Source organism: Bradyrhizobium sp. USDA 4541, from assembly GCF_024171085.1.
GTDB classification, from domain to species: Bacteria; Pseudomonadota; Alphaproteobacteria; order Rhizobiales; family Xanthobacteraceae; genus Bradyrhizobium; species Bradyrhizobium australafricanum.
Genome location: NZ_JALJZF010000001.1, coordinates 7,941,377 through 7,966,204, shown reverse-complemented (window position 1 = coordinate 7,966,204; position 24,828 = coordinate 7,941,377). Strand labels below are relative to the sequence as shown.

The following is a 24,828-nucleotide window of genomic DNA, read 5'->3' as shown; positions in this document are numbered from 1 at the left end:
GACCATCCCGGAATGACGGGTCATCTGAGATCAAGGAACAAGAATGAAGAACGATCCCGTTGACGTCCTGATCATCGGCGCGGGCGCGTCCGGCGCCGCGGTGGCCTGGAGCCTCGCCGATACCAAGATGCATATCCTTTGCCTCGATCAGGGCGGCTGGATGAATCCGGCCGAATATCCGAGCACCGGGCGCGACTGGGAGGCGAAGTTCTACGGCGAGTGGTCGTCCAGCCCGAACGTCCGCAAGCGGCCCGAGGACTATCCGATCAACGACGACAATTCGCCGATCAAGGTCGTCAACTTCAACGCCGTCGGCGGCTCGACGGTGATGTACACCGCGCACTGGCCGCGGCTGCATCCGTCCGACTTCAAGGTGAAGACGCTCGACGGCGTCGCCGATGACTGGCCGATCGACTACGACGCGCTCACCCCGTTCTTCGAGGAGAACGATCGGATGATGGGCGTCTCGGGCCTGTCGGGCGATCCGCTGTCGCCGCTGAGCCACCCGCCGATGCCGCAGCAGCCGCTCGGGCTATCCGGCCCGCTGATCGGCAAGGCCATGAACAAGCTCGGCTGGCACTGGTGGCCGTCGGACACGACCGTGGCGACGATGGATTACGAGGGCAGGGCGCGCTGCATCAATCTCGGCCACTGCACGCCGGCCTGCGCGCAGGGTGCCAAGGCCTCGACCGACATCACCTACTGGCCGCACGCGGTCCGCGCCGGGGTCGAGCTCAAGACCCATTGCCGGGTACGCGAGATCCTGACCAACGAGCACGGCATGGCCTCCGGCGTCGTCTATTACGACAAGGACGGCGTCGAGCAGTTTCAGCCGGCCGAAGTCGTCATCATCGCCTGCAACGGTGTCGGCACGCCGCGGCTGCTGCTCAATTCGGTGTCAGGCAAATTCCCGAATGGCCTCGCCAACTCGTCGGGCCTGGTCGGCAAGAACCTGATGTTCCACCCCTACGCGCAGATCTACGGCTTCGTGAAGGAGCCGACCGACAGCAACCGCGCGCCGCCGACCTGCCTGTGGAGCAAGGAGTTCTACGACACCGATCTGTCGCGCGGCTTCGTCCGCGGCTACGGCATCCAGTTCGGCCGCGGCGCCGGGCCGGTGTTCGAGGCGGTCGCGAGCGAGCAGAAGGGCATCCTGCCCTGGGGCAAGGATCATCACCGCGTGTTCCGCAAGCTCAACGGCCATCGTCTCGCGGTATCGGCGATCTGCGAGGATCTGCCGGAGGAGCACAACCGCGTCACGCTCGATCCCGTGTTGAAGGACAGCCACGGCATCCCGGCGCCGAAGATCGACTACACGATCAGCGCGAACAGCCGGAAGATGATGGATCACGGGCTGGCGCGCGGCCGGGAGATTCTCGAGGCCGCCGGCGCCACCGACATCTGCATCAACGATCCGATCCCGTGGGGCGGCTGGCATCTGCTCGGCACCGCGCGGATGGGCACCGATCCGGCGCGCTCCGTGGTCAACGAATGGGGCCGCTCGCACGACGTGAAGAACCTCTTCATCGTCGACGGCAGCATCTTCGTCACCTCGGGCGGCGTGAACCCGACCTCCACCATCCAGGCCCTTGCGCTCTACATCGCCGACCAGATGAAGCAGCGCCTCGCCAACCTGTTCGACTGAGACCGTCCATGTCCGATGCAAAACAACTGACCGCAGCCCAGCGCGCCGATCTGCGCACCGTCGCCGCGATGATCGTTCCCGAAAGTGACGAGTACAAGGTGCCGGGTGCGGACGACGCCGCGATCCAGGCCGACATGCTGGCGACGCTCGGCCGCGACACCGCGCTGGTCGCGCAGGCGCTGGATCATCTGGCTGATCTCGCGGGCAAGCCGCTCGCCGAGCTCGACGATGCCGGGCGCGATGCGGTGGCGCGGGAGTTTCGTAGCCGTGGCGGTGCTGCCGCGGCGACGCTCGTCCGCGTGGTGCTGCAATGCTACTACCGCGACGACCGCGTGCTGCGCTCGCTCGGCCTCGAGCTGCGCGCGCCGTTCCCGAAAGGCCATGTGCTGCCGGAGGGCGACTGGTCGCTGCTCGATCCGGTCAGGGCGCGCGGCGGCACGCTGCGGCGGGCGACCTAGCGTTGTGTCCGTGACTTGACAGTCCATTCCGTCATTCCGGGGCGCGACGAAGTCGCGAACCTCAGATGCGCAATCGCGCATCGGGGAATCCAGAGGTCGTGCATCGAGATTCCGGGTTCTCGCTTCGCGAGCCCCGGAATGACACTGAGTCAATCGCGCGTCAGAGACGCAGCCCTAGCCATCCGGGCAGGTGCAGGGCGTAACCACTTGCGGCGCGGGGAGCCGGTCACCATCTGAGGAGACCAAAGGACTCTCGCCATGCTGGATATTACCTCAGATACCGCCGGTGACACGCCGTCACCGCGAACGGCCGATGCTGCCCGGGATAACGACCGGGCCTTGCTGGATGCCTATTCGAATGCCGTGATCGACGTCACCGACCGCGTCGGCCCGGCCGTGGTCCGGGTCGAAACCGGGCCGAAGGTGCGCAATGCGCGCGAGCGCGGCGGCCTCGGCTCGGGCATCGTGATCTCGCCCGACGGGTTCGTGCTGACCAACAGCCACGTGGTCGGATCGTCGAAGGAGATCCGGCTGCGCGACACCGAGGGCTTCGTCACCGACGCTCATGTGCTCGGCGTCGATCCCGACACCGATCTCGCCTTGCTGCGGGCCGATGGTGCGCGCGATCTGCCTTACGCGTCGCTCGGCAACTCCAAGACGCTGCGGCGCGGCCAGCTGGTGGTCGCGATCGGCAATCCGCTCGGCTTCGAATCGACCGTCACCGCCGGCGTGGTCTCGGCGCTCGGCCGCTCGATCCGCTCGGTGAGCGGGCGGACCATCGAGGACGTGATCCAGACCGATGCCGCGCTCAACCCCGGCAATTCCGGCGGACCGCTGGTGTCGTCGAAGGGCGAGGTGATCGGCATCAACACCGCAATCATCAACGGCGCGCAGGGCATCTGCTTTGCGGTCGCCTCTAACACCGCGCAGTTCGTGCTGTCCGAGATCATCCGCCACGGCTATGTCCGCCGCGCCTATATCGGCGTCGCCGGGCAGACCGCGCCTGTGCCGCGGCGGCACGCGGTGCTGGCCGGGGTCGACAACAAGATGGGCGCGCTCCTGATGCAGATCGAGCCGGGCAGCCCGGCCGCGCGCGCGGCGCTGCTGCCCGGCGACGTCGTGATCAGACTCGACGGCATCGAGATCAACGGCGTCGACGATCTGATCCGCGCGCTCGACCACAGCCGGATCGACCGGACCCTGTCGATGGACGTGCTCCGCCTCGGCCGCCTGCGCGCGATCGAGATCCATCCGATCGGGAGGAAGCCGGCGAAGCAGTGATTGCTCTCGCCGCGTGCGGGATGCACCCTCTCCCCTCATGTCCGCCGTAGCCTTGGCGAAGGCGGATGTGGGAGAGGGTGCATCCCGCAGCGAAGCGGTGTCTCCGCGAACTCCTCTGCGGAGAGAACCCCTCATCCGGCGCTTCGCGCCAGCTTCTCTCACAAGGCGAGAAGGGAGGAGGGCATCGGGTGTTGCTATTGCAGTTTCGCCAGCAATTCCTCGGGCGTTTTCTGTTCAGCGCGACCGGCCAATTGTTGTGCTGAAGGACGAGCATATGCGTCCGTCGCGATTGAGAGCGCGAAATACCATTGCGACGCAAGCATTATCGGCTCAGCACGCTTGCCCGCCGCGATGACTTGAGACATTTCGTCCAGGATACGCGGGCACCATTGAGCGCGCTTGTCTGGCGTGTTGACCAAGTCGCCCAGCTCGAGTTTTTCGAGCCCCCAATTTATTCGATCATCCAGTTCCAATTTGCGCTCTGCGCGCCAATTTCCTTTGTCGTTCTTGCGATGGACGAAGTAGCCATACTTGGGAGGATAGAGCGGATAGTTCGAGTTTACTTGAAAGAGCCGCAGCGCAAGACCTAGACCGCAGACGGATCGTATAAATCGACGAGCCTCTAGGTCAGGGACTGAACCTCCGTACGGACCGATAAATCCATCAATGTCCATCTGGATATGCAAAGCGAAATCTAGACAACTAAATCGCGCTTTGCATTCGGCTGAATGTGTATCTATTTCTCAGAGATGCGATACTGGATCTTGGCGCAAGCCATTGTTAATTCATAAGAATATTGTATCTTCCTGTCTGAAGACTGCTTCGGCTGCAGACGTCTGCGATGCTCAAGGCTCGCGGGTTCGACCTCGTCGCCCCCGATAGCCCAACCTCATTCCTGGCTGACGCGCCAACCACTCGGGTCATCAAGCAGGTTCCTGATGGCATATCCTGAGTTTGAGAAGGCTGTGCTGTTGGCAAAGCTCAATCGCGCTCGGGACCGCAATCGGTGCACCCGCTTCAAGGTGGAAGGTCGCAACTCCATGGCCGAGCAAGAAGCCTGAGACCGTGGAAATGGCCCGAAGGCTTGCGCATGCGAGGCCGAATCGTGGCAAGCAGCCCTGCGGGAAACCTCTACTGCCCTCGCTGAAGCGGGCCGTACGACACGCGAGGGCACGCCGCACGTGTCTAGTGCGGTCAAGTTGACGTTGCGCAGGCGCGTTTGCAAATGTTCGGAATAATAGAATATTATATTGAGTTGCCCGACGTGTCAAGGTTGCTTGTCCGAGTGTCGGCGGCCGCGTGGCTCCTTTGCATGGGGTTGTTTTCGATATTTTGGATGGTGGCGGGAAGCGGAGCCCGCGTTGCCGCTACTGCAGCGCTGCCAGCAGTTCGTCGGGCGTCTCGACCATCATCATGTGGCCGGCGCCCGCGAGCACCACGGTGCGCGCATTCGGCGTCGCGGCGGCGAGTGTCTTGCCGGCTTTGGCCGGGGTCATCATGTCGCGCTCGCCGAGGATGAAGGTGGCGGGCACCTTGACCGCGGCCGCCGCCGTGAGCGCGTTCTGGTAGGCGTTGCAGGCGTTGAGGTCGTTGTACAGCACGCCCGGCTTCGCCTCCTGCAGCACCCGCTGCGCGCCCTGGTGCATCCACAGGCCCGGCGCGAGGCTGCCGCCGAGCTCGGCCTTGAAGCCGAGGCCCCAGATCGAGACCATGTCAATCGCGGCGACGTCATTGGCCTCGGCGGCCTTCAACAGATCGGGGCCGACCGTCATGGTCGCGGCGGTGCCGATCAGCGCGAGGCCGGAGACCTTGTCGGGATGCCGCGCCGAGGTCTCGATCGCGATCAGCGAGCCCATCGAATGGCCGATCAATCGGGCCTTCGACGCGCCGGCGGCCGTGATCAGCGCCGCGATCCAGTCGGCCATCTCGGCGATGGTCGGGAGCGGCTTGCCGGCGGAGCGGCCGTGGCCGGGCAGGTCGGGTGCCAGCACGGAAAAACCGTGATGGGCGAACCAGCGGCTGTGCAGCGCCCAGGTCGAGGAATCGAAGCCGGCGCCGTGGATCATCACCACCGCCGGCAGCGACGGATCGAACGGCTTGCCGCCGGTCGCGATGAAGGTGTCTGATCCGTTCACGGAAAGCTGCATGGCGCTCAAGTCCTTTGCGAGGCGCGGAGCGCCTGGCCGAGATCGTCGATGATATCCTGCGCGGTTTCGATGCCGACCGACAGCCGCACCAGCTCCTCGCCGATGCCGGCGGCCTTGAGCTGCTCGGCATCCATCTGCTGGTGCGTGGTGCTGGCGGGATGGATCACCAGCGTCTTGGCGTCGCCGACATTGGCGAGATGGCTGATCAGCTTCAGGGACTCGATGAACTTCTTGCCGGCGGTGCGGCCGCCCTTGATGCCGAAGCTGACGATCGAGCCGGCGCCGCGCGGCAACAGCTTCTTCGCCAGCGCGTAATCCGGATGCGTCTCCAGCGAGGGATGCAGCACCCAGTCGACCGCCTTGTTCGCGGTGAGGGCGTCCAGCACCGCATGGGTGTTGCTGACATGGCGGTCCATGCGAACGCCGAGCGTCTCGATGCCCTGCAAGAGCTGGAACGCGTTGGTCGGCGACAGGCAGGCGCCGAAATCGCGCAGGCCCTCGGTGCGGGCGCGCATGATGAAGGCGGCCTTGCCGAACTGCTCGTCGAAGACGATGCCGTGATAGCCGGCATAGGGCTCGGTGAGCTGCGGGAATTTACCGGAGGCGCGCCAGTCGAACCGGCCGCCATCGACGATGACGCCGCCGATCGCGATGCCGTGGCCGCCCATCCACTTGGTCGCCGAGTTCATCGCGATGTCGGCGCCGAGCTCGATCGGCTGGCTGAGATAGGGCGTCGCAAAGGTATTGTCGATCAGCAGCGGAATCTTCGCATTATGCGCGATCTCCGCGACCGCCGGGATATCGAGCACCTCGAGCCCGGGATTGCCGATGGTCTCGCCGATCACGAGCCGGGTGTTCGGCTTGATCGCGGCACGGAATTCGTCGAGCGCACGCGGCTTCACGAAGGTCGTGGTGATGCCGAACCGCGGCAGCGTGTGCGCCAGCAGATTGATGGTGCCGCCGTAGAGCGAGGCGGAGGCGACGATGTGGTCGCCGGCATTGAGCAGGGTTGCGATCGCAAGATGCATCGCGGCCATGCCGCTGGCGGTGCAGATCGCGCCGACGCCGCATTCGAGCGCGGCGATCCGCTCTTCCAGTACCGCGGTCGTCGGGTTCGAGATGCGGGTGTAGATGTGGCCGGCGCGCTCCAGATTGAACAGCGCCGCGGCATGATCGGCATCCTGGAACACGTAGGACGTGGTCTGATAGATCGGAACCGCGCGCGCGCCGGTTGTGGGATCGGGGCGCTGGCCGGCGTGCAGGCTCAGGGTTTCGAAGGCAGGCGGCTTGGGTGCGGGCATGCGAAGCTCGTCAGGTCAGTCGATGGGAGTGGTGGGTTGGCGAGGAGTCTTTTGTTTGACGCGTTTTCTTCACGCGAACCGGTGTCCACTTCGCTTGAAAACGCTTTGTTAGACGTGAACTGCGGTGCGAACACGGCCGACATTGCCGAACACACGCAAATAGCGCTCGACCTCGGACGGGATGCCGGTCGCCTTCTCCGGATTGTCGGAGAGCTTGACGGCCGGGCGTCCGTCGACCGACGTCACCTTGCAGACGATCGAGATCGGGTCGAGCTCGGCGGTGCCATCGGGCGCGCAGCCGACGAAATCGTTGGTGAGGTTGGTGCCCCAGCCGAAGCTGACGCGCACGCGTCCCTTGAAATGGTGGAACGTCTCCTCGATCGAGCCGACATCCATCGCGTCGGAGAACACCAGCAGCTTCTCCTTGGGATCGCGGCCCTTCTGCTTCCACCATTTGATGATCTCTTCGCCGGCCGTGATCGGCGGCGCGCTGTCGGGACGAAAGCCGGTCCAGTCGGCGACCCAATCGGGCGCGTCGCGCAGGAACGGCTTGGTGCCGAAGGCATCGGGCAGCGCGATCAAGAGGTTGCCGCCATAGGTGTGGCGCCACTGATCGAGGATGCGATAGGGCGCCCAGCGCAGCGCCTCGTCGTCATTGGCGAGCGCGGCGGCGACCATCGGCAGCTCATGCGCGTTGGTGCCGATCGCCTCGAGGTCGTTGTCCATCGCGAGCAGCACGTTCGACGTTCCGGTGAAGGAGGGGCCGAGGCCTTCCTTGACCGCCTCGACGCACCAGCGCTGCCAGAGGAAGCCATGGCGGCGGCGTGTGCCGAAATCGGACAGCCGCAAGCCGTCCAGCTTGCGCAGCCGCTCGACCTTGGCCCACAGCTTTGCCTTGGCGCGCGCATAGAGAACATCGAGCGCGAAGCGGCCGTAGGTCTTGGTCGCCGCGCGTGAGCGCAGCTCGTTGAGGATCGCGAGCGCCGGGATCTCCCACATCGTGGTGTGGGTCCACGGCCCGTGGAAATGGAGCTCGTATTGGCCGTCGACCTTGTGCAGCTCGTATTCGGGCAGCCGGAAGTTCGACAGCCAGTTGATGAAGTCGGGCGAGAACATCTGGGTCTTGCCGTAGAACGTGTTGCCCGCGAGCCAGATCAGCTCCTTCTTGGTGAAGCGGATGGTGCGGGCGTGGTCGAGCTGGGCGCGCAGCTCGGCCTCGTCGATGACCTCGGCGAGCCGGATATGGGTCGAGCGGTTGATCACCGAAAAGGTCGTGCGGGTGTCCGGATAGCATTCCCGGATCATCTGCTGCATCAACAGCTTGTAGAAATCGGTGTCCAGCAGGCTGCGCACGATCGGGTCGAGCCGCCAGCCGTGGTTGTAGGTCCGGGTCGCGATATCTGTCACGGTCATGCGGGAACCTTAGCCTGCCGGGCGCCGCCCGCCCAGTGGGTATCGGGCGGAACATGGCAGGTCAGCGCGCTATGGTCTGCCGTATACGGCCGACGGTGGCGGCGACATCGGCCCAGGCCGGCTTATCAGGGGCGAATTGCCGCCGCAGGAAGGTGACAAGCTCGGCGACCTGGCCGTCGCTCATGCTGTCCTTGAAGGCCGGCATGTAGCCCAGATCGGTCACGGCCGGCTTGGCGATGCCGTGCAGGATCACCTGGATCAGGTTATCGGGCGCGTCGCTGTGCAGGTTGCTGTTCAGCGCCAGCGACGGCCGGCTGCCGAACAGCGGCGGGCCGCCGACCTCATGGCAGACCGCGCAGGCGCCTTGATAGATCCGCGCCCCCGCCGAGGCGGCGGTGGTGACGACGGTGCCGGCTTCGAGCTTGGCGGCCATGGCATCGTGCGCCGACCGATTGGTGCCCTGGTTGAACGAGGCGAGGTAGACCGCCATCGCGCGGATGTCCTGGTCGGGCAGCGCGGCGAGCTCCTGCACGACCGGCGCCATCGGCCCTGCGGCAACGCCGTGCAGGCGCGACTCGCCGGTGCGCAAATAGGCGTAGAGCTCGTCCTCGCTCCAGGGGATCGGCGCCTTCGACAGCGACGTCAGCGCCGGCGCCTCCCAGCCCTCGGCGAAGCCGCCAGCGAGATAGGCGCGCTGCCGTTCGGCGCCGAGCGCATTGCGCGGCGAGTGGCAGGCGCTGCAATGGCCGAACCCTTCGATCAGATAGGCGCCGCGATTCCATATCGCTGACTTCGATGGATCGGGCTGGAACGCCTGCGCCTGATGGAACAGCGCATTCCATCCGGCGAGCAGCGGCCGCAGGTTGAACGGAAAGACGAGCGCGTTGGCCGGCGTTTCGGCGCGCTCCGGCGCCTGCGCCATCAGATAGGCATAGAGCGCCTGCAGGTCGGCGTCACTGGTCCTGGCGAAGTGCGTGTATGGAAACGCCGGATAGAGATGGCGCCCGTCGCGATGAATGCCCTCGCGCATCGCGCGCTCGAAGGCGGGATAGGACCAGGCGCCGATGCCGGTGTCGACGTCGGGCGTGATGTTGGTGGTGAAGATGGTGCCGAACGGCGTCTCCAGCGGCCGACCGCCGGCGTTCGGAACGCCATGCTCCGACGTATGGCAGACGGCGCAGGCGCCGAGCGCTGCAAGCTCCTTGCCACGGGCGATCGTCGCAGCGGAATAGACCGAGGCGTCGGGCCGGGCGATCGGCGCGATCGCGCGCCAGGGCAGCACGGCCGCGCCGATGCCGATCGCCGCTGCGCAGAGTGCGGCAATGCCGGCGAGCACGCCGCCGCGCTTTGCAAAGGGATTCTGCCATCTGTTGAGGTCGGCCGTCTGCGCAGGCGGCGGGAGCGGGGCGGGCGCGACCGGTTGCTCGCCGCGCAATCCCTTCAAAATGCGTTCCGGTGTGAACGGCAATTCGCGGAAGCGGATGCCGGTCGCGTCATAGATCGCGTTGGCGATCGCAGCGGCGCTCGGCACCGAGGCGGACTCGCCGACGCCGAGCGGCGGTTGATCCCGCCGCGGCAGCATCAACACATCGATCTTCGGCAGCTCAGGAAACTTGATGATGGGGTAGGCGCCCCATTCCCGCGCCGCCACCGCGCCGCGCTCGAAGGACACTTCCTCCATCAGCGCGCGGCTGGTCGACTGGATCACGTTGCCTTCGATCTGGTGCCGCACGCCCTCCGGATTGATCATCAATCCGGAATCCTGGCCGGCGACGACGCGGGTCACGCTGACATCGCCGGTCGCCTTGTTGACGGCGACATCGGCGATCCACGCCGACCATGCTGCGCCGTAACCGGGAAACTTGCTGTGCACGTACAGCGCATAAGCAAAGCCGCGGCCGCGCACGATATCGCCGTCCGCCTCGGGTTCTTTCCACACCGGGCGCGGCGTCCAGCCGGCGCGCTCGGCAACGGCATTGACGAGATCGATCGCGCGTTGGTCCTTCAGATAGCGCAGCCGGTACTCGATCGGATCGACCTTCGCCTCCGCCGCAAGCTCGTCGATGTAGGATTCATGCGCAAAGGTGTTCGGCAGCGCCGAGACGCCGCGAAACCATGACGCGCGCACGATCGGCGGCATGTCGTTGGCGATCACGCGCATGTTCTCGTAGTCGTAGGGCGGGATCGCGGTGCGGTCGCCCATCTCGAACACCGCGGCTTCAGGCGCGATCCGCCCTGTGAGCAGCAGTGCCAATGTCGGCGCGCCGTTCGAGGGATAGCGCGTGGCAAAATCGTAAGCGGCGACGCTGCCGTCGGCGTTGAGCCCGCCATTGACGTCCATCAGCTGCGCGGTGCCCTTCGGCTCCCAGGCATGCTCCTGCTCGCGGGTGAGCTGCACGCGCACAGGACGGCCGACCGCGCGCGACAGCAATAGCGCATCGGCGGAAACATCGTCGGCGCAGTTGCGGCCGTAGCAGCCGGCCGCCTCCATCCGGATCACGTCGATCTCGGATTCCGGCCGCTGGATCAGCAGCGCGAGGTCGCCGCGCAGGATGTGCGGGTTCTGGGTGCCGGACCAGACCCGGATCGCGCCCTCGCTGTAATCGGAGACCGCGCACGACGGGCCGATCGAGCCGTGCATCTGGTAGGGCCAGAGATAAGTCCGCTGCATCGGCTTGGCGGCGGCCTTGAGCGCGGCGTCGACGTCGCCCTTGTCGATCAGCTGGCGCGGCGTCGAGGGATTGGCGCGCAGCGCCTTCTCCACGTCGGCAAGATCGGTCAGCGCCGGTCCCGGCTTCCAGCTCACCTTGAGCTGCGCGGCGGCCTTGATCGCATTCTCCTCGCGCTCGGCAACGACGCCGACGAAATCGCCGATCCGCACCACCGCGACGAGGCCTGGAATATCGCGCACCGAAGCTTCATCGACCGCAATCAGGCTGGTGCCGACGAACGGGCCGGCATCGACGCCGGCGTAAGGGGGGCGGACCACGCGACCGTGCAGCATGCCGGGCACGCGCACATCGTGAACGTAGACGAGCTCGCCGGTGGCCTTCGCCGGCAGATCGACGCGCGGCACGGACTTGCCGACGACCGAATAGGCGCTCACGGCCTTGACCGGAACATCATCGGCAAGATCGAGCCGGATGATCTCGTCCGCGATCAGCTCGCCATAGCTGACGCTGCGGTTGTCGTGGCCGCGGATCAGCCCGTCCTCGATCGTGAGCTCGTCGACAGCTAGCTCCAATCGCTCGGCGGCGCGCGCAAGCAAAAAATGCCGCGCTTGCGCGGCGGCCTTGCGCAGGGGAACGGCGGTGATCTGGATGGTTTCGCTTGCGATCGTCGGGCCCTGGTTCGGCACCACGGCGGTGTCGCCGAGGATCACGACGACGCGGGCAAAGGAGACGTCGAGCTCTTCGGCAACGATCTGACCGAGCGCGGTGCGGATGCCGGTGCCGAGATCGACATGGCCGTTATAGGCATTGACCGTGCCGTCGGCCGTGATGGTGATGAAGGTCTCGAACTCATCTTCGGCGCCCAGCACCGCAGGGCGGACGACCGACAGCGAGCCGCGCTGGCGTTGCTCAGGAGCCCGTGCGTCCACCATCAATCGCGCGCCTCGAGCGCGTGGCCGGCCGCACGCATCGCCGCGCGGATGATCTCGATATGCGCGCCGCAGCGGCAGAGGTTGTAGCGCAGCGCCTCCAGCACCTCATGCTCAGACGGATTGGGATTGCGCGTCAGCAAGGCCTTGGTGGTGATGATCATGCCATTGAGGCAATAGCCGCACTGCGCGGCTTGTTCGTGGATGAAGGCATCCTGCACGGGATCGGGGTGCTCGCGGCTGCCGAGACCTTCGAGCGTGACGATGTTGCGGCCGGCGCAGCCCTCGATCGGAATCACGCAGGCACGCGCAGCGACGCCGTCGATCAGCACCGCGCAGGCGCCGCACTCGCCGAGTCCGCAGCCGTATTTCGGTCCGTTCAATTCGAGGTCGTTGCGCAGCACGTAAAGCAATGCGGTGTCGGGAGCGGCGTCGACATCATGATTCCTGCCGTTCACGGTCAGGCGCATTGCACCGGTTCTCCCTGATGTTTTGCGCTGCAACGCCAGCGTCGGATCGCCGACGAGGATAACGTTTGTATACAAACGTGCAAGCGGCGGTATGCCGCGCTGCAGTGCGTGCCCGCTTTATGAACAGGGTGCGCAAGCGAAGGGCAGGGTTTGATTGCAAAGGCCGCTTGACAGCTCCCGGGCTCGCGCGCAGGATCATTCGTATACGAACGATATGCATGGGAGGCGGAAGCGCAGTATGATCGACCGCCGCCACAAGTCCAGGCTTGGTCACGATGGCTGACACAATGACCGTCGCCGCCGGCGACAAGATCCGCTGCGATGCCTGTCCGGTGATGTGTTACATCAAGCCGGGCGCGGCTGGCGCCTGCGACCGCTATGCCAATCATGACGGCACGCTGGTGCGCGTCGATCCGCACGTCGTGCTGGAGCGCACCATGTCGCACGGCGGCAAGCTGGTTCCGTTCCAGGCGAGTGGCGACTGGGACGGCAAGATCGTCCGCCAGCCCGAACTGTTCGTCACCGCGATCGGCGCCGGAACCACCTATCCGGACTACAAGCCTGCGCCCTTCATCGTGTCGTCGGAAGTCGACGGCGTCGACATGGTCACCGTGGTGACCGAAGGCATTTTCTCGTATTGCGGCGTCAAGGTGAAGATCGACACCGACCGCTATCTCGGCCCGGAAACCGCGACCGTGCGCGCGGACGGCGAGGCGGTCGGCCATGTCACGACCAGCGAATATGGCTCGCAGATGCTCTCGCTCGGCGGGGTGCATCATCTGACCGGCGGCTCCAAGAAGGAGGGCCGCGTCACCTGCGACACGCTGATGGATCTCTCCAACTGCAAGGCTGTCGAACTGACGATCGACGGCGGCGCCACCGTCGTGGTGCAGGCCGGCAGGCCGCCGATCGTCAATGGTGTGGCAGAAGAGCGCATGCGGGTCGGATGCGGCTCGGCGACCATCGGCATGTTCGCCAAACAATGGCACGGCAAGGTCGACGAGGTCGTGGTGGTCGACGACCACATCACCGGCGTGCTCAGCGAGCACCAAGCCGGCAAGCTGCTCGACATCGCCGACACCGGGATCAAGATGAAGGGCCGGCGTTCGACGCCGGGCCGCTATTTCCAGGTCGCCGATCCCGGCACCGGATGGGGTGGCACCAACATCTCCGATCCGCTGTCGATCCTCGGCCCCTTCAATGCGAAGGAGGCGCGGCCCGGGCTCACCATGCTGATGGTCTCGACCACCGGCGAGCATGCGTCCTATTACGTGCTCGACGAGGCGCTGAAGCCGGTCGAGACCGAGATGCCGGCGAACCTCAGATTTTCGGTCGAGCGCATCCAGGAGAATTGCGAGCCGGCGCTGTGCACCGTGCTGTTCATGGGCGGCGCGGGCGGATCGCTGCGCGCCGGCGTCACCGATAATCCGGTGCGGCTGACGCGCTCGGTGAAGGACGCGCTGACACGGGTGACCAGCGGCGGCGCGCCGGTCTATGTCTGGCCCGGCGGCGGCATCACCTTCATGGTCGATGTCACGCAGATGCCGGCCGGCGCCTTCGGCTACGTGCCGACGCCGGCGCTGGTGGCGCCGATCGAGTTCACGATGAAGCTGTCGGACTACGCGGCGCTCGGCGGCCATATGGATTACGTCCGGCCGCTATCCTCACTGCGGGATAGCGCCGAGGTCCGGTCGATGCCGTATCTTCCCGGGCGGCGCGCATGAAGAGGCTCCCGCAAATCGCGCTCCTTCCTGACGGCAAGCGGCTGTATTTGCAGGACGGCCCCATTGATTTGATCGTCGAGGCCAAGGGCAGAGACGCTGACATTCGTACCGCCTATCAGGCCGCTGCGGCGCGCTTCACCGGTTTGCTTGACGAACTCTGCGCGGAGCTGGCCGAGCTGCGCAGTGCGGCGGATCCCCGTCTTTGCGTGCTGAAGGGCGTGGTCGCGCGGCGCATGCATGCGGCGGTCGCGCCGTTTGCCGCCGATTGCTTCATCACGCCGATGGCAGCGGTCGCGGGGTCGGTCGCCGAGGAAATTTTGGGCGCGATGCTTGAGGCCGCGCCGCTCGACCGTGCCTATGTCAACAATGGCGGCGACATTGCCCTGCATCTCGGCGACGGCGAACGATTCACTGTCGGTCTGATGGATCGGCCCGACCGTCACGGCGTGATGCGCACCATGACGGTCGATGCCGATATGCCGGTTCGCGGCATCGCGACCAGCGGCCGCCACGGCCGCAGCTTTTCGCTGGGCATTGCCGATGCCGTCACCGTGCTGGCGCGGACGGCGTCGCAGGCGGATGCTGCGGCGACCGTGATCGCCAATGCGGTCGATCTGCCGGATCACCCCGCGATCCTGCGCTGTCCGGCGAGCGAATTGCAGCCCGACAGCGACCTTGGCGCGCGGCTGGTGACCCGCGATGTCGGGCGGCTCTCGGGACGCGAGATCGAGCAGGCGCTCGAGGCGGGGGCGGCGCGGGCGCGTGACCTCCTGATGTCGGGATTGATCGAAGGCGCGGCATTGCGTCTACTGGGCGAAACGCGGCTTGTCGGTGCAACTGGGATTGGGGCGCCGGCGTCGCACGCGTTACTGAGAAGAACGACAGAACACATGCTGCGGGCATGACCGGGAGCGAGGCAAGATGAGCGCCGTCATTCGCAAGATCGTCACCGTGGTCGAGGAGACCCATCTGGAGATGGGCAAGACCATCGCACCGCCGACAAGGCGTGCTGCCGCGATCGCCGTGATCGAAAACCCCTTTGCCGGCCGCTATGTCGAGGATCTGTCGCCGCTGATCGCGATCGGCGAGGAACTCGGCGAACTGCTCTCGAAGCGGGCCGTCGCCGCGCTCGGCATCGACGGCGCCAAGGCGCACAGCTACGGCAAGGCCGCCGCCGTCGGCGAGAATGGCGAGCTCGAACATGCGGCGGCGATCCTGCATCCGAAGATGGGTGCGCCGGTGCGCAAGGTGCTTTCGAAAGGCGCGGCGCTGATCCCCTCGTCGAAAAAGCGCTCGGGGCCCGGCACCACGCTGGATATTCCGCTCGGGCACAAGGACGCGGCTTTCGTGCGCAGCCATTTCGACGGCATGGAAGTGCAGATCAACGACGCGCCGCGGGCCAACGAGATCATGGTCGCGGTCGCGGTAACCGACAGCGGACGGCCGCTGCCGCGCGTCGGCGGGCTGACGGTCGGCGAGATCAAGGGCGAAGACGGATTGCGATAATCTCTTTGAAGAAAAACTGGAGGACGGGATGCGTGGTTATTTCGTAGGGGCGGGATTGGCGATCGCGGTCGCGACCATGGCAACGAGTGCCATGACAACGCAGGCCATGGCGCAGAGCGAAATCAAGATCGGCGAGATCAACTCTTATTCCTTGCTGCCGGCATTCACCGAGCCCTATCGCAAGGGCTGGCAGCTCGCGGTGGAGGAGATCAATGCCGCCGGCGGCATCGGCGGCAAGAAGCTCGTGGTCATTTCCAAGGACGACGGCGGCAAGCCGGCGGATGCCCAGACCGCGGCGAACGAGCTGGTGTCGAGCGAGAACGTCGCGATGCTCACCGGCACGTTCCTCTCCAATATCGGCCTTGCCGTTTCTGACTTCGCCAACCAGAAGAAGGTGTTCTTTCTGGCGGCAGAGCCGCTGACCGACGCCATCACCTGGTCGAAGGGCAACCGCTACACGTTCCGCCTGCGTCCCTCCAACTACATGCAGGCCGCGATGCTGGTAGAAGAAGCCGCAAAACTGCCCGCAAAACGCTGGGCGACGATCGCGCCGAACTATGAATACGGCCAGTCGGCGGTCGCGGTGTTCAAGAAGCTGTTGTCGGCGAAGCGGCCCGATATCCAGTGGGTCGACGAGCAGTGGCCGCCGCAGGGCAAGATCGACGCAGGTCCGGTGGTGCAGGCGGTTGCCGCGGCGAACCCGGAAGCGATCCTCAACGTCACCTTCGGCGCCGACCTCGTCAAGCTCGTGCGCGAAGGCAACACCCGCGGCCTGTTCAAGGGCCGCACCGTGGTGAGCTTCCTGACCGGCGAGCCGGAATACCTCGATCCGCTGAAGGACGAGACGCCGGAAGGCTGGATCGTCACCGGCTATCCCTGGTACGCGATCAAGACGCCGGAACATGACGCGTTCCTGAAGGCCTACCAGGCCAAGTACAACGACTATCCGCGGCTCGGCTCGATCGTCGGCTACCAGACCATCAAGGCGGCGGCGGCGATCCTTGCCAAGGCCGGCTCGAGTGATCCGGAGAAGCTGATCGCGGCGGCGGAAGGCATCTCGATGCCGTCGCCATTCGGCGAGATCACCTTCCGCAAGATCGATCACCAGTCGACGCTGGGCGCCTTCACCGGCAAGACCGCGCTGAAGGACGGCAAGGGCATCATGGTCGACACCGCCTATCGCAAGGGGGCGGACTATCTGCCCAGCGATGCCGAGATCGAGAAGCTGCGGCCGAAGGATTGATTTTTTTCTTCTCCCTCGCCCCGCTCTTGCGGGGAGAGACTTGAACTTCTCCCTCTCCCCGTTCTTACGGGGAGAGGGGTGGGGTGAGGGGCTATCTCCGCGAACGAGTGCGCGGAGAGTCCCCCTCACCCGAAACTCAAGCTGGCGCTTGAGTTTCGGCCTCTCCCCGCAGGCGGGGCGAGGTGAACGGAAACTCCAACGCGGACCGCCCATGGCTTTCTACGTCGTCCAGTTCCTGACCGGTCTTGCCAGCGCGGCGTCGCTGTTCCTGGTCGCTTCGGGTCTGTCGATCATCTTCGGCGTGACGCGGATCGTGAACTTCGCGCATGGCGCGTTCTACATGCTCGGCGCCTATGTCGCCTTTACCCTGACCGAGCGCTTTTCCGGTGCGCTCGGCTTCTGGGGCGGCATCGTCGTTGCCGCGCTGGCGGTTGCTGCGATCGGCGTGCTGGTCGAGATGGTGCTGCTGCGCCGGATCTACCATTCGCCGGAGCTGTTCCAGTTGCTCGCGACCTTCGGCCTGACGCTGATGGTCGAGGATCTCGTGGTGCTGATCTGGGGCCCGGACGATCTGGTCGGCCGCCGCGCGCCCGGCTTCAAGGGCGCGCTCGATTTCTTCGGCCAGAATATTCCAACCTATGATCTGTTCCTGATCGTGCTCGGGCCGGTCGTGCTCGGCGTGCTCTGGCTGTTGTTCCAGCGCACCCGCTGGGGTGTGCTGGTGCGCGCGGCGACGCAGGACCGCGACATGGTGGCCGCGCTCGGCGTCAATCAGAAATGGCTGTTCACCAGCGTGTTCGCGCTCGGCGTCTTCCTCGCCGCGCTCGGCGGCGCGCTGCAGATTCCGCGCGATGCGGTCAATCACGCGATGGATCTGCGCGTCATCGTCGAGGTCTTCGTCGTGGTCGTGATCGGCGGCCTCGGCAGCATCATCGGCGCCTTCGTCGCGGCGGTGCTGGTCTCGGAGCTCAACGCCTTCGGCATCCTGATCTTCCCGAAGATCTCCATCATCCTGGTGTTCCTGGTGATGGCGGTGGTGCTGATCGTCCGGCCGTGGGGGCTGTTCGGCAAGCCGGAGGCACTGGCACGGCGCACGCCGGGGCTGACCGTCAATCCGTGGCGTCCGCTGACGATGAACGAGCGGTTCGCCGCGATTGCCGTGCTGGTCCTCGCCGCCGCGCTGCCGTTCGTCGCCGGCAATTATTTGCTCACGGTCGGCTCGGAGATCGCGATCTTCGTGATCTTCGCGGTCAGCCTGCACTTCCTGATGTCGGTCGGCGGGCTCGCCTCGTTCGGCCACGCCGCCTATTTCGGCCTCGGCGCCTATGGCGTGGCGCTGCTCGCCAAGATGGCCGGCCTGCCGATGATTGCCTGCCTGCTGCTCGGGCCGCTGCTCGGGCTCCTCGGCGCCGCCGTATTCGGCTTCTTCGCGGTGCAGCTCGCCGGGGTCTATTTCGCGATGCTGACCCTGGCCTTTGCCCAGATCGTCTGGTCGATCGCGTTCCAGTGGGTGTCGGTCACCGGCGGCGACAACGGCATCCTCGGGGTCTGGCCTGCGAGCTGGGCGGCGAGCCCGTCGCATTTCTACTGGCTGTCGCTCGGCATCGCCGCGCTCGCGGTGGTGATCCTCCGCATCATCGTGTTCTCGCCGTTCGGCTTCGCGCTGCGCGCGACGCGCGATTCGCCGCTGCGCAGCGAAGCCATCGGCATCGACGGCAAGCGCATCCAGTGGACCGCCTTCGTCATTGCGGGCACGGTCGCCGGCCTTGCCGGCGCGCTGTTCGCCTATCTCAAGGGCAGCGTGTTCCCCGACAATATGGGCATCTCGCTGTCGGTCGATGCGCTGGTCATGGTGCTGCTCGGCGGTGTCGAGACGGTGTCGGGCGCGGTGGTCGGCGCCATCGTCTACAAGGCGCTCAACATCTGGCTGGTCAGCCAGACCGATTGGTCAAAACTCGTGCTCGGCGCGTTCGTGGTGCTGATCGTGGTCGCGTTCCCGAAGGGCATCGTCGGCACGCTGGAAGCCTTCATGCATCGCCGGCGCAAATCCTCGTCGTCGGTATCGCCCTTGCTGACCTCCCGCATCGAGAGCGCCGAATGAGCATGGTTCCCACATTGCTGTCGGTCGAGGGGCTGACCAAATCCTATGGCGGCGTGCATGCCGTGCGCGGCGTCTCCTTCGAACTGCGTGCCGGCGAGATTTTGGCGCTGATCGGGCCGAACGGCGCGGGCAAGAGCACCTGCTTCGACATGCTCAACGGCCAGAATATTCCCGACAGCGGCCGCATTCGCGTGCTGGGCGCGGAGACCACGGGCAAGAAGCCGCGCGTGATCTGGCGCATGGGCGTCGGCCGCACCTTCCAGATCGCGGCGACATTCCCCACCATGACGGTACGCGAAAACGTGCAGGTCGCGCTGGTCTCGCATAGCGGGCAATTGTTCAACCTGTGGGCCTCCACCGCCCGCCACGCCCGCGACGAGGCCGGGCGGCTGCTCGATCTGGTCGGCATGGGTGCCTATGCGGAGCGGCCCTGCGGCGAGCTCGCCTATGGCGACGTCAAGCGGCTCGAGCTTGCGATCGCGCTCGCCAACCAGCCGAAGCTGCTCCTGATGGACGAGCCGACCGCCGGCATGGCGCCGCGCGAGCGCGTCGAGCTGATGCGGCTGACGGCTCGGATCGCGCGCGAGCAGTCGATCGGCGTGCTGTTCACCGAGCACGACATGGACGTGGTGTTCGAGCATGCCGACCGCATCCTGGTGCTGAACCGCGGCCTCCTGATCGCCGAAGGCTCGCCCGAAGAGGTGCGCGGCAATGCCCAGGTGCGGGCGATCTATCTCGGCGAGGGCCTCGTCTACGATGCGCGGCACCGCGAGGGAGCATCGGCATGAAGCTGACGGTAAAGGATCTCAACAGCTTCTACGGCCCGGCGCATATCCTGTTCGACATCGCACTCGAGGTCGGCGAGGGCGAGGTGGTCGCCTTGCTCGGGCGCAACGGCGCCGGCAAATCGACCACGTTCCGCTCCATCGTCGGCCTGGTCGCGAACCGCTCCGGCCGCGTGATGTTCGAGGGCCGGGACGTCTCCGATTTGCCGACGCATGCGATCGTGCGGGGCGGGCTCGGCTATGTCCCGGAGGAGCGGCGCATCTTCACGGATCTGACGGTCGAGGAGAATCTCGAGGTCGGCCGCCAGCCGAGGCGGGCAGGCGCGCCGCAATGGGATCGCGAAAAACTGTTCAAGCTGTTCCCGAACCTCGGCGAGATGCGCGGCCGGCCCGGCGGGCGCATGAGCGGCGGCGAGCAGCAGATGCTGACGATCGCGCGCACGCTGATGGGCAATCCGTCGCTGGTGCTGCTCGATGAGCCCTCGGAGGGGCTGTCGCCGAAAATCGTCGAGCAGATGGTCGATGCGATCCTGGCGATGAAGAAAGAGGGCGTTAGCATCGTCGTCTCCGAGCAGAATTTGCATTTCGCCCGGCTGATCTCGGATCGCGCCTATATCATCGAGCGCGGCCGGATCTGTTTCGGCGGCACCATGGCGGAGCTCGATGCGCGTCCGGATATCCGGGACGCGCATCTGTCGCTGTAAGGGCGGAGTGGACAATGGCGAGGAGTGCGGCACCGAAGCGAAACGGGAAGGCGACGAAGCCGGGATATGTGCTGGACGAGCAGATCGGCTTCATCCTGCGCCAGGTGTCGCAGCGCCACGCCGTGATCTTCGCCCGCGAGATCGGCATCAATCTGACGCCGACGCAGTGGGCAGCGCTGTCGAAGCTGTCGGAGGTCGGCGCCTGCTCGCAGAACCAGCTCGGGCGGCTGACCTCGATGGACGTTGCGACCATCAAGGGCGTGATCGATCGCCTGACCGCGCGCGGCCTGACCGAGACCTCGCCGGATCCCGACGACGGCCGCCGCCTGCTGGTGAGTCTGACGCGCGCCGGCCAGCAGATGGCCGACAAGGCCGCACCCAATGCGCTGGTGATCTCCAGGGAAACGCTGGCGCCGCTGGACGCCAAGGAGCGCGAGACGCTGATCGCGCTGCTCGGCAGGCTGCGGTGACATTATCTATCCCCGTCACCCTGAGGAGCCGCGCGCAGCGTGGCGTCTCGAAGGGTCGACGGCCCCGACTTCTGCCGTGGGCCGTTCAACCTTCGAGGCACGCTTGCGCGTGCACCTCAGGGTGACGGGTCGCCGCTACTGCTTCGTGCGATCTCCAGCGTCTTACCTACGGGCAGGGTGCCGCGTCCGGACTACGTTGCAAGACCAAGCACCAGCGCAACGACACCCACCAGCACCAGGCTGAGCGCCCAAACCGTGTCCAGATTGAACCAGCTCCGGGATACGAATTTGAGGCCAAGGTAGCGGTAGACCAGCCACGCCAGGCATCCGCCGGCGGCGATCATCGCGCCGGCATGGACGATCGAGACCAGTACGGCCATCGTGAGGCTGGTATCGATCAGGCTGTTGGCGGCCGCATGGCCTTGGTCCGCTTCAGCCTCGCGGCACAGCCCCAGATAGATCGGCACCAGCATCAGCGCCGCGCCATGCGCGATCGCCACGGCGAACGACCACAAAGCGAGTTGCGTCGGCGGTATCCGCGCCAGGGCGCGCGGATGGCGTCGGTCGATCAGCCGATAGACGCCGAACAGGATGACGAGCAGGCTCGCGCCGATCCGGATCGTGCGCTGCCATTCGACGAGGGTGATCAAGAGCGCGAACGGAAGGATCACCAGCAGCATCGCCAGCAAATGACCGATCGCGAGCGGGCCAAGCGCGGTCACCAGCGCACGCGAACTTTTCTGCATCAACCCTGCGGCAACCGCAAGCGGCCAGCCCATGCCCGGGTTGATTCCGTGGTAGAGGCCGCTCGCAATGACCGCCAGCCACAGCCAGGCCGGAGTCCAGTCGGCCGGGCTCACGTCAGGGCCCTTTCCGTTCCGATCGAATCGGAACGGGCTCTGGATTCTTGTTTTGACGCGTTTTCTTCACGCGAACCGGTACCCACTTCGCTCGAAAACGCTCTAGACCGACGGATAGCAGAACGAGTCGGTGGAGCAGTCACCGCCATCGAGCCGGATCTGGTGCGCCCGGTAGCCGTCGGGGAAGCTGACCCAGTAGTCCTTCGCCAGTTCGAGCCCTCCGCCCGGGCTTGCATTCGCCATCACCTCGGCGCCGGGAATGCCTTGCGGATAGAACTGGTCGTCCCAGGTCGAGTAGAGCGAATTGGTCCAGTACACCCGCTTGCCGTCGCGGCTGATCTCGACCATCTGCGGCCCGCCGGCAAAGGCCTGTCCGTTCGGGTGAGGCGCGCGATGAACGATGCCGCCGATGCGGACCGATCCGGCGAGCTTCGGCTTGCGCGGATCGCTGACGTCGTATTGGCGCATCTCGCCGGTGCCCCAGCAGGCGACATAGAGAAACTTGTCATCCATCGACAAGTCGATATCGGTCACCAGCGGAGGTACGGCGCCGAAACCCTGCAACAGCGGCGGCAGTTGGTCCTTCGATGCAGGCTCGGGCGGGATCGTCACCGTCTTCTCGATGTGAAACTTGCCGCCCTCGCGCCACCAGGTCCAGATCGAACCCTCGAGGTTCGTGGTATCGACGACGACGCCAACGAAGCCGTGTTCGCGAACCGGATCGTGCGCCGGACGCACCTCCAGCGCCATCTGATGATTGGCGCCGAGGTCGATGGTCTGGACATTGCGTCGGGCGCGCAGGTCCCAGAAATGCAGCCGATGGCCGTATTTGTTCGACAGCAGGTCTTCCGGCACGATGCCGTTCTCGAACTGCGGCGGCAAGGCCCACTCGCTGCTCACCATGTAGTCGCGCGGCAGATTCCACCAGAAGTCATAATGCTTGGTCTGCGGCCCACGATCGATCTCCCACCGGCCGAGGACCTCGAATGTCTCGCAGTCCATGATGAAGATGCCGGGCGGCCCGTCGGTGCCGTCCTTGCCGCTCCCGCCGAGCGTGCTGACATAGATGCCTTCCGGCCCGCAGTGGATGGTGTGCGGTCGCGAGTAGCCGGTCTTCTTGAAGATCTCCTCGGGCTCGATGATCTTGTGGATCTTCGCTTGCGTCGGATCCGGCTTGGTGTCGACGATATAGATCCGGGAGGATCGCATGCCGGGGATGATGAGATAGCGACGCTCGAGGAAGGCGTGTCCGGCCAGCGGGGACAGCGCCGACGAGCAGGCGTTCCAGCCGAAATGGTGGAACTCGTCGCCCTTGTTGGGCATCGTCACCGTATGGACGATCTTGCTGTAGGTTGGGGAGCCGGGCTTGACGTCGATCACCGCGAGTGCGTCCGGCTTCGAGAAATCCGGACTGAGCAGCACGGTGTAGGCAAAGCTCTCGGCCGGCGCTTCCATCGCGAGCTTCGGCGAGGCATGGAACGTAGGATCTGGCCTCATCGTCATCGGCTGCCTCCTGATTGCCTGGTGTAGATCAACACGGCATGGCGGCACGCAGCAGCAAGAACTATCCGGATCGAAAATGCCTCTTGCGAGTGCCGCCGGCTAAGGTTCGCTTGCGCAGGATACACCGCAATGGTGACAGGTGAAAACAAGGTTCGGTTACGCAGGCGGCGCGGCAAAGCCGCGCGCCGCCGGGCGCGCGATCTGGCAGCCCGCTCAAGGGGTTGAGCAAGCGATCCAGCACGATCAGCCTGAGAGCAAGTGAATGTATGACTGACGAGTGGCACCAAACGCTCGGCGCCGTCCTGGCGACGGCCGGGACGGCAACGGATACGTTGCACCGCTGTTCACCCCGTCACCTCCGCGCAACGGCCTTGGTGCACGTCACTTCGCCACCACCTCCGGCACCTTGCCCGCGGGCGGCGTGTTGCGGCTGCGCTGGGTGCGGACGATGCCGTCGATGATGGTCATGCCGATGCCCGGGAGATCGCCGAGCTGAACGCTCTCCAGGATGTTCTTGCCCGGCGAATGCTGTGCCTTGTCCATCAGCACGAAATCGGCCGAGCGGCCGACCTCGATCAGGCCGCAATCGAGCTCGCGCATCCGCGCGGTGTTGCCGGTCGCCAGACAGAACGCCAGCTCGGCCGGGAGCTCGCCGAGCGAGGACAACAGCGAGACCATCCGCAAGATGCCGAGCGGCTGCACGCCGGAGCCGGCCGGCGCGTCGGTGCCGAGGATGACGCGGTGCAAATCGCCCATCTCGCGCGCGGTGCGCAGCGTGAACAGCGCCGAGCGCTCATTGCCGTTATGCACCAGCTCGAGTCCGCGCTTGCAGCCCTCGCAGATGCAGCGGATCTGGTCGTCGGGCAGGGCGGTGTGGCCGCCATTGATATGACCGACCACGTCGGTGTCGGCCTCCAGCACCACGTCCTTGTCGATCAGGCCGGAGCCCGGGATCGACGGGCCGCCGGTGTGGATCGTGCTTTGAATGCCGTATTTGCGCGCCCAGCCGACCATCTTGCGCGCGGTCGGTCCGTCCTTGACGCCGCCGAGCCCGACCTCGCCGAGCAGCTTGACGCCGGCGGCGGCCATCTCCTTGAAGTCGTCCTCCACCATCTCGCATTCGATCACGGGCGCGCCGGCATGCACCTTCACGCCGCCCGGTCGCAGCGTCCAGAACGCGCGCTGTGCGAAGATCGCCATCGCCTTCAACCCGACGACGTCGCGCGGACGCCCGGGCATGTGCACCTCGCCGGCGGAGATCATGGTGGTGACGCCGCCATGCAGATAGCTGTCGATCCAGTTGATCTGGTTCTGCCGCGGCGTCCAGTCGCCGGCGACGGGGTGGACGTGGCTGTCGATCAGGCCGGGCGCGACCGTCGTGCCATTGGCATCGACGATGGTGGTGGCGCCTTCGGTGTCGACATCCTTGAGGCGGCCGATCGCAGTGATCTTGCCGTTCTCGGCGACGATGGTGTCGGCATCCAGGATCGGCTTTTCCAGGGCCCCCGACAGCATCAGCCCGATATTGCGGATCACCAGCTTGCTCGGACCGGCCGCCTGGGGTGCAGCGTGCGCCATGGTTTTTCCTTTTGGTTCAACGCCTTCGCCGGCCATTG

Annotated in this window: 20 protein-coding genes; 11 read left to right on the top strand and 9 right to left on the bottom strand. The window is 65.7% G+C overall.

Features of this window, described 5'->3' with window-relative positions; genetic code table 11:
• Positions 1–43: 43 nt before the first annotated feature.
• The 3 genes from J2R80_RS38205 (at position 44) to J2R80_RS38195 (ending at position 3,384) form a co-directional block, all read left to right on the top strand.
• Positions 44–1,645 carry a GMC family oxidoreductase gene (locus tag J2R80_RS38205; protein ID WP_057017568.1) on the top strand — a complete coding sequence of 534 codons (1,602 nt, stop codon included), beginning with the start codon at positions 44–46 and terminating at the stop codon, positions 1,643–1,645.
• A gap of 8 nt (positions 1,646–1,653) precedes the next feature.
• Entirely contained in the window at positions 1,654–2,103 is a 450-nt protein-coding gene (locus tag J2R80_RS38200; protein ID WP_057017567.1) for a hypothetical protein, read from the top strand.
• 258 nt (positions 2,104–2,361) lie between these two features.
• Positions 2,362–3,384, top strand: coding sequence for a S1C family serine protease (locus tag J2R80_RS38195; RefSeq protein ID WP_253640397.1), 1,023 nt, complete (start codon positions 2,362–2,364; stop codon positions 3,382–3,384).
• Between the two features lie 194 nt (positions 3,385–3,578).
• On the opposite strand, the gene J2R80_RS38190 is transcribed toward J2R80_RS38195, so the two are convergent.
• From J2R80_RS38190 to J2R80_RS38165, 6 genes are all read right to left on the bottom strand, one after another.
• Positions 3,579–4,058: a hypothetical protein gene (locus J2R80_RS38190; RefSeq protein ID WP_253640396.1), complete on the bottom strand. Its 480-nt coding sequence runs from the start codon at positions 4,056–4,058 to the stop codon at positions 3,579–3,581.
• A 693-nt stretch (positions 4,059–4,751) separates the two neighbouring features.
• Positions 4,752–5,531 (bottom strand): alpha/beta fold hydrolase, encoded by a 780-nt coding sequence (locus J2R80_RS38185; RefSeq protein ID WP_253640395.1) that lies wholly within the window; start codon positions 5,529–5,531, stop codon positions 4,752–4,754.
• 5 nt (positions 5,532–5,536) lie between these two features.
• Positions 5,537–6,832: an O-acetylhomoserine aminocarboxypropyltransferase gene (locus J2R80_RS38180; RefSeq protein WP_253640394.1), complete on the bottom strand. Its 1,296-nt coding sequence runs from the start codon at positions 6,830–6,832 to the stop codon at positions 5,537–5,539.
• A 108-nt stretch (positions 6,833–6,940) separates the two neighbouring features.
• Positions 6,941–8,245, bottom strand: a complete 1,305-nt coding sequence (pncB, locus tag J2R80_RS38175) for a nicotinate phosphoribosyltransferase (protein ID WP_028343682.1) — start codon at positions 8,243–8,245, stop codon at positions 6,941–6,943.
• 61 nt (positions 8,246–8,306) lie between these two features.
• Positions 8,307–11,849, bottom strand: a complete 3,543-nt coding sequence (locus tag J2R80_RS38170) for a molybdopterin cofactor-binding domain-containing protein (protein ID WP_253640393.1) — start codon at positions 11,847–11,849, stop codon at positions 8,307–8,309.
• Positions 11,849–12,316, bottom strand: a complete 468-nt coding sequence (locus J2R80_RS38165; protein WP_076827089.1) for a (2Fe-2S)-binding protein — start codon at positions 12,314–12,316, stop codon at positions 11,849–11,851. The genes J2R80_RS38170 and J2R80_RS38165 overlap by 1 nt, the downstream gene beginning before the upstream one ends.
• A gap of 275 nt (positions 12,317–12,591) precedes the next feature.
• On the opposite strand from J2R80_RS38165, the gene J2R80_RS38160 reads away from it, so the two are divergent.
• From J2R80_RS38160 to J2R80_RS38125, 8 genes are all read left to right on the top strand, one after another.
• Positions 12,592–14,040: a 6-hydroxynicotinate reductase gene (locus J2R80_RS38160; RefSeq protein ID WP_253640392.1), complete on the top strand. Its 1,449-nt coding sequence runs from the start codon at positions 12,592–12,594 to the stop codon at positions 14,038–14,040.
• Positions 14,037–14,945 carry a UPF0280 family protein gene (locus J2R80_RS38155; protein WP_253640391.1) on the top strand — a complete coding sequence of 303 codons (909 nt, stop codon included), beginning with the start codon at positions 14,037–14,039 and terminating at the stop codon, positions 14,943–14,945. The genes J2R80_RS38160 and J2R80_RS38155 overlap by 4 nt, the downstream gene beginning before the upstream one ends.
• A gap of 16 nt (positions 14,946–14,961) precedes the next feature.
• Entirely contained in the window at positions 14,962–15,546 is a 585-nt protein-coding gene (locus J2R80_RS38150; RefSeq protein WP_016842455.1) for an amino acid synthesis family protein, read from the top strand.
• Positions 15,547–15,574: 28 nt separating this feature from the next.
• Complete coding sequence (locus J2R80_RS38145; protein ID WP_253640390.1) at positions 15,575–16,789, top strand: ABC transporter substrate-binding protein; 1,215 nt, start codon at positions 15,575–15,577, stop codon at positions 16,787–16,789.
• Between the two features lie 211 nt (positions 16,790–17,000).
• Positions 17,001–18,890 carry an ABC transporter permease gene (locus J2R80_RS38140; RefSeq protein WP_253640389.1) on the top strand — a complete coding sequence of 630 codons (1,890 nt, stop codon included), beginning with the start codon at positions 17,001–17,003 and terminating at the stop codon, positions 18,888–18,890.
• Positions 18,887–19,678 carry an ABC transporter ATP-binding protein gene (locus tag J2R80_RS38135; RefSeq protein WP_253640388.1) on the top strand — a complete coding sequence of 264 codons (792 nt, stop codon included), beginning with the start codon at positions 18,887–18,889 and terminating at the stop codon, positions 19,676–19,678. The genes J2R80_RS38140 and J2R80_RS38135 overlap by 4 nt, the downstream gene beginning before the upstream one ends.
• Positions 19,675–20,379 (top strand): ABC transporter ATP-binding protein, encoded by a 705-nt coding sequence (locus J2R80_RS38130; RefSeq protein WP_253640387.1) that lies wholly within the window; start codon positions 19,675–19,677, stop codon positions 20,377–20,379. The genes J2R80_RS38135 and J2R80_RS38130 overlap by 4 nt, the downstream gene beginning before the upstream one ends.
• Before the next feature lie 14 nt (positions 20,380–20,393).
• A complete protein-coding gene (locus J2R80_RS38125) occupies positions 20,394–20,849 on the top strand; it encodes a MarR family winged helix-turn-helix transcriptional regulator (RefSeq protein ID WP_057017555.1) in 456 nt (151 codons plus the stop codon).
• Between the two features lie 191 nt (positions 20,850–21,040).
• On the opposite strand, the gene J2R80_RS38120 is transcribed toward J2R80_RS38125, so the two are convergent.
• The 3 genes from J2R80_RS38120 to J2R80_RS38110 all read right to left on the bottom strand — a co-directional run bounded on the left by J2R80_RS38120 (position 21,041) and on the right by J2R80_RS38110 (position 24,790).
• Positions 21,041–21,709 carry a hypothetical protein gene (locus J2R80_RS38120; protein ID WP_057017554.1) on the bottom strand — a complete coding sequence of 223 codons (669 nt, stop codon included), beginning with the start codon at positions 21,707–21,709 and terminating at the stop codon, positions 21,041–21,043.
• 102 nt (positions 21,710–21,811) lie between these two features.
• Positions 21,812–23,212, bottom strand: a complete 1,401-nt coding sequence (locus tag J2R80_RS38115; RefSeq protein ID WP_076827078.1) for a selenium-binding protein SBP56-related protein — start codon at positions 23,210–23,212, stop codon at positions 21,812–21,814.
• Between the two features lie 381 nt (positions 23,213–23,593).
• Positions 23,594–24,790 (bottom strand): amidohydrolase family protein, encoded by a 1,197-nt coding sequence (locus tag J2R80_RS38110; RefSeq protein WP_253640386.1) that lies wholly within the window; start codon positions 24,788–24,790, stop codon positions 23,594–23,596.
• Positions 24,791–24,828 lie beyond the last annotated feature (38 nt).

Excerpts from the sequence above, each read along its gene's own strand:
- J2R80_RS38190 (WP_253640396.1), bottom strand. The coding sequence starts at position 4,058 with ATGGACATTGATGGATTTATCGGTCCGTACGGAGGTTCAGTCCCTGAC.
- J2R80_RS38145 (WP_253640390.1), top strand. The coding sequence starts at position 15,575 with ATGCGTGGTTATTTCGTAGGGGCGGGATTGGCGATCGCGGTCGCGACC.
- J2R80_RS38180 (WP_253640394.1), bottom strand. The coding sequence starts at position 6,832 with ATGCCCGCACCCAAGCCGCCTGCCTTCGAAACCCTGAGCCTGCACGCC.
- J2R80_RS38150 (WP_016842455.1), top strand. The coding sequence starts at position 14,962 with ATGAGCGCCGTCATTCGCAAGATCGTCACCGTGGTCGAGGAGACCCAT.
- J2R80_RS38130 (WP_253640387.1), top strand. The coding sequence starts at position 19,675 with ATGAAGCTGACGGTAAAGGATCTCAACAGCTTCTACGGCCCGGCGCAT.
- J2R80_RS38205 (WP_057017568.1), top strand. The coding sequence starts at position 44 with ATGAAGAACGATCCCGTTGACGTCCTGATCATCGGCGCGGGCGCGTCC.
- J2R80_RS38135 (WP_253640388.1), top strand. The coding sequence starts at position 18,887 with ATGAGCATGGTTCCCACATTGCTGTCGGTCGAGGGGCTGACCAAATCC.
- J2R80_RS38110 (WP_253640386.1), bottom strand. The coding sequence starts at position 24,790 with ATGGCGCACGCTGCACCCCAGGCGGCCGGTCCGAGCAAGCTGGTGATC.
- J2R80_RS38200 (WP_057017567.1), top strand. The coding sequence starts at position 1,654 with ATGTCCGATGCAAAACAACTGACCGCAGCCCAGCGCGCCGATCTGCGC.
- J2R80_RS38155 (WP_253640391.1), top strand. The coding sequence starts at position 14,037 with ATGAAGAGGCTCCCGCAAATCGCGCTCCTTCCTGACGGCAAGCGGCTG.
- J2R80_RS38195 (WP_253640397.1), top strand. The coding sequence starts at position 2,362 with ATGCTGGATATTACCTCAGATACCGCCGGTGACACGCCGTCACCGCGA.
- J2R80_RS38115 (WP_076827078.1), bottom strand. The coding sequence starts at position 23,212 with ATGACGATGAGGCCAGATCCTACGTTCCATGCCTCGCCGAAGCTCGCG.
- J2R80_RS38125 (WP_057017555.1), top strand. The coding sequence starts at position 20,394 with ATGGCGAGGAGTGCGGCACCGAAGCGAAACGGGAAGGCGACGAAGCCG.
- J2R80_RS38170 (WP_253640393.1), bottom strand. The coding sequence starts at position 11,849 with ATGGTGGACGCACGGGCTCCTGAGCAACGCCAGCGCGGCTCGCTGTCG.
- J2R80_RS38140 (WP_253640389.1), top strand. The coding sequence starts at position 17,001 with ATGGCTTTCTACGTCGTCCAGTTCCTGACCGGTCTTGCCAGCGCGGCG.
- J2R80_RS38185 (WP_253640395.1), bottom strand. The coding sequence starts at position 5,531 with ATGCAGCTTTCCGTGAACGGATCAGACACCTTCATCGCGACCGGCGGC.
- J2R80_RS38165 (WP_076827089.1), bottom strand. The coding sequence starts at position 12,316 with ATGCGCCTGACCGTGAACGGCAGGAATCATGATGTCGACGCCGCTCCC.
- pncB (WP_028343682.1), bottom strand. The coding sequence starts at position 8,245 with ATGACCGTGACAGATATCGCGACCCGGACCTACAACCACGGCTGGCGG.
- J2R80_RS38160 (WP_253640392.1), top strand. The coding sequence starts at position 12,592 with ATGGCTGACACAATGACCGTCGCCGCCGGCGACAAGATCCGCTGCGAT.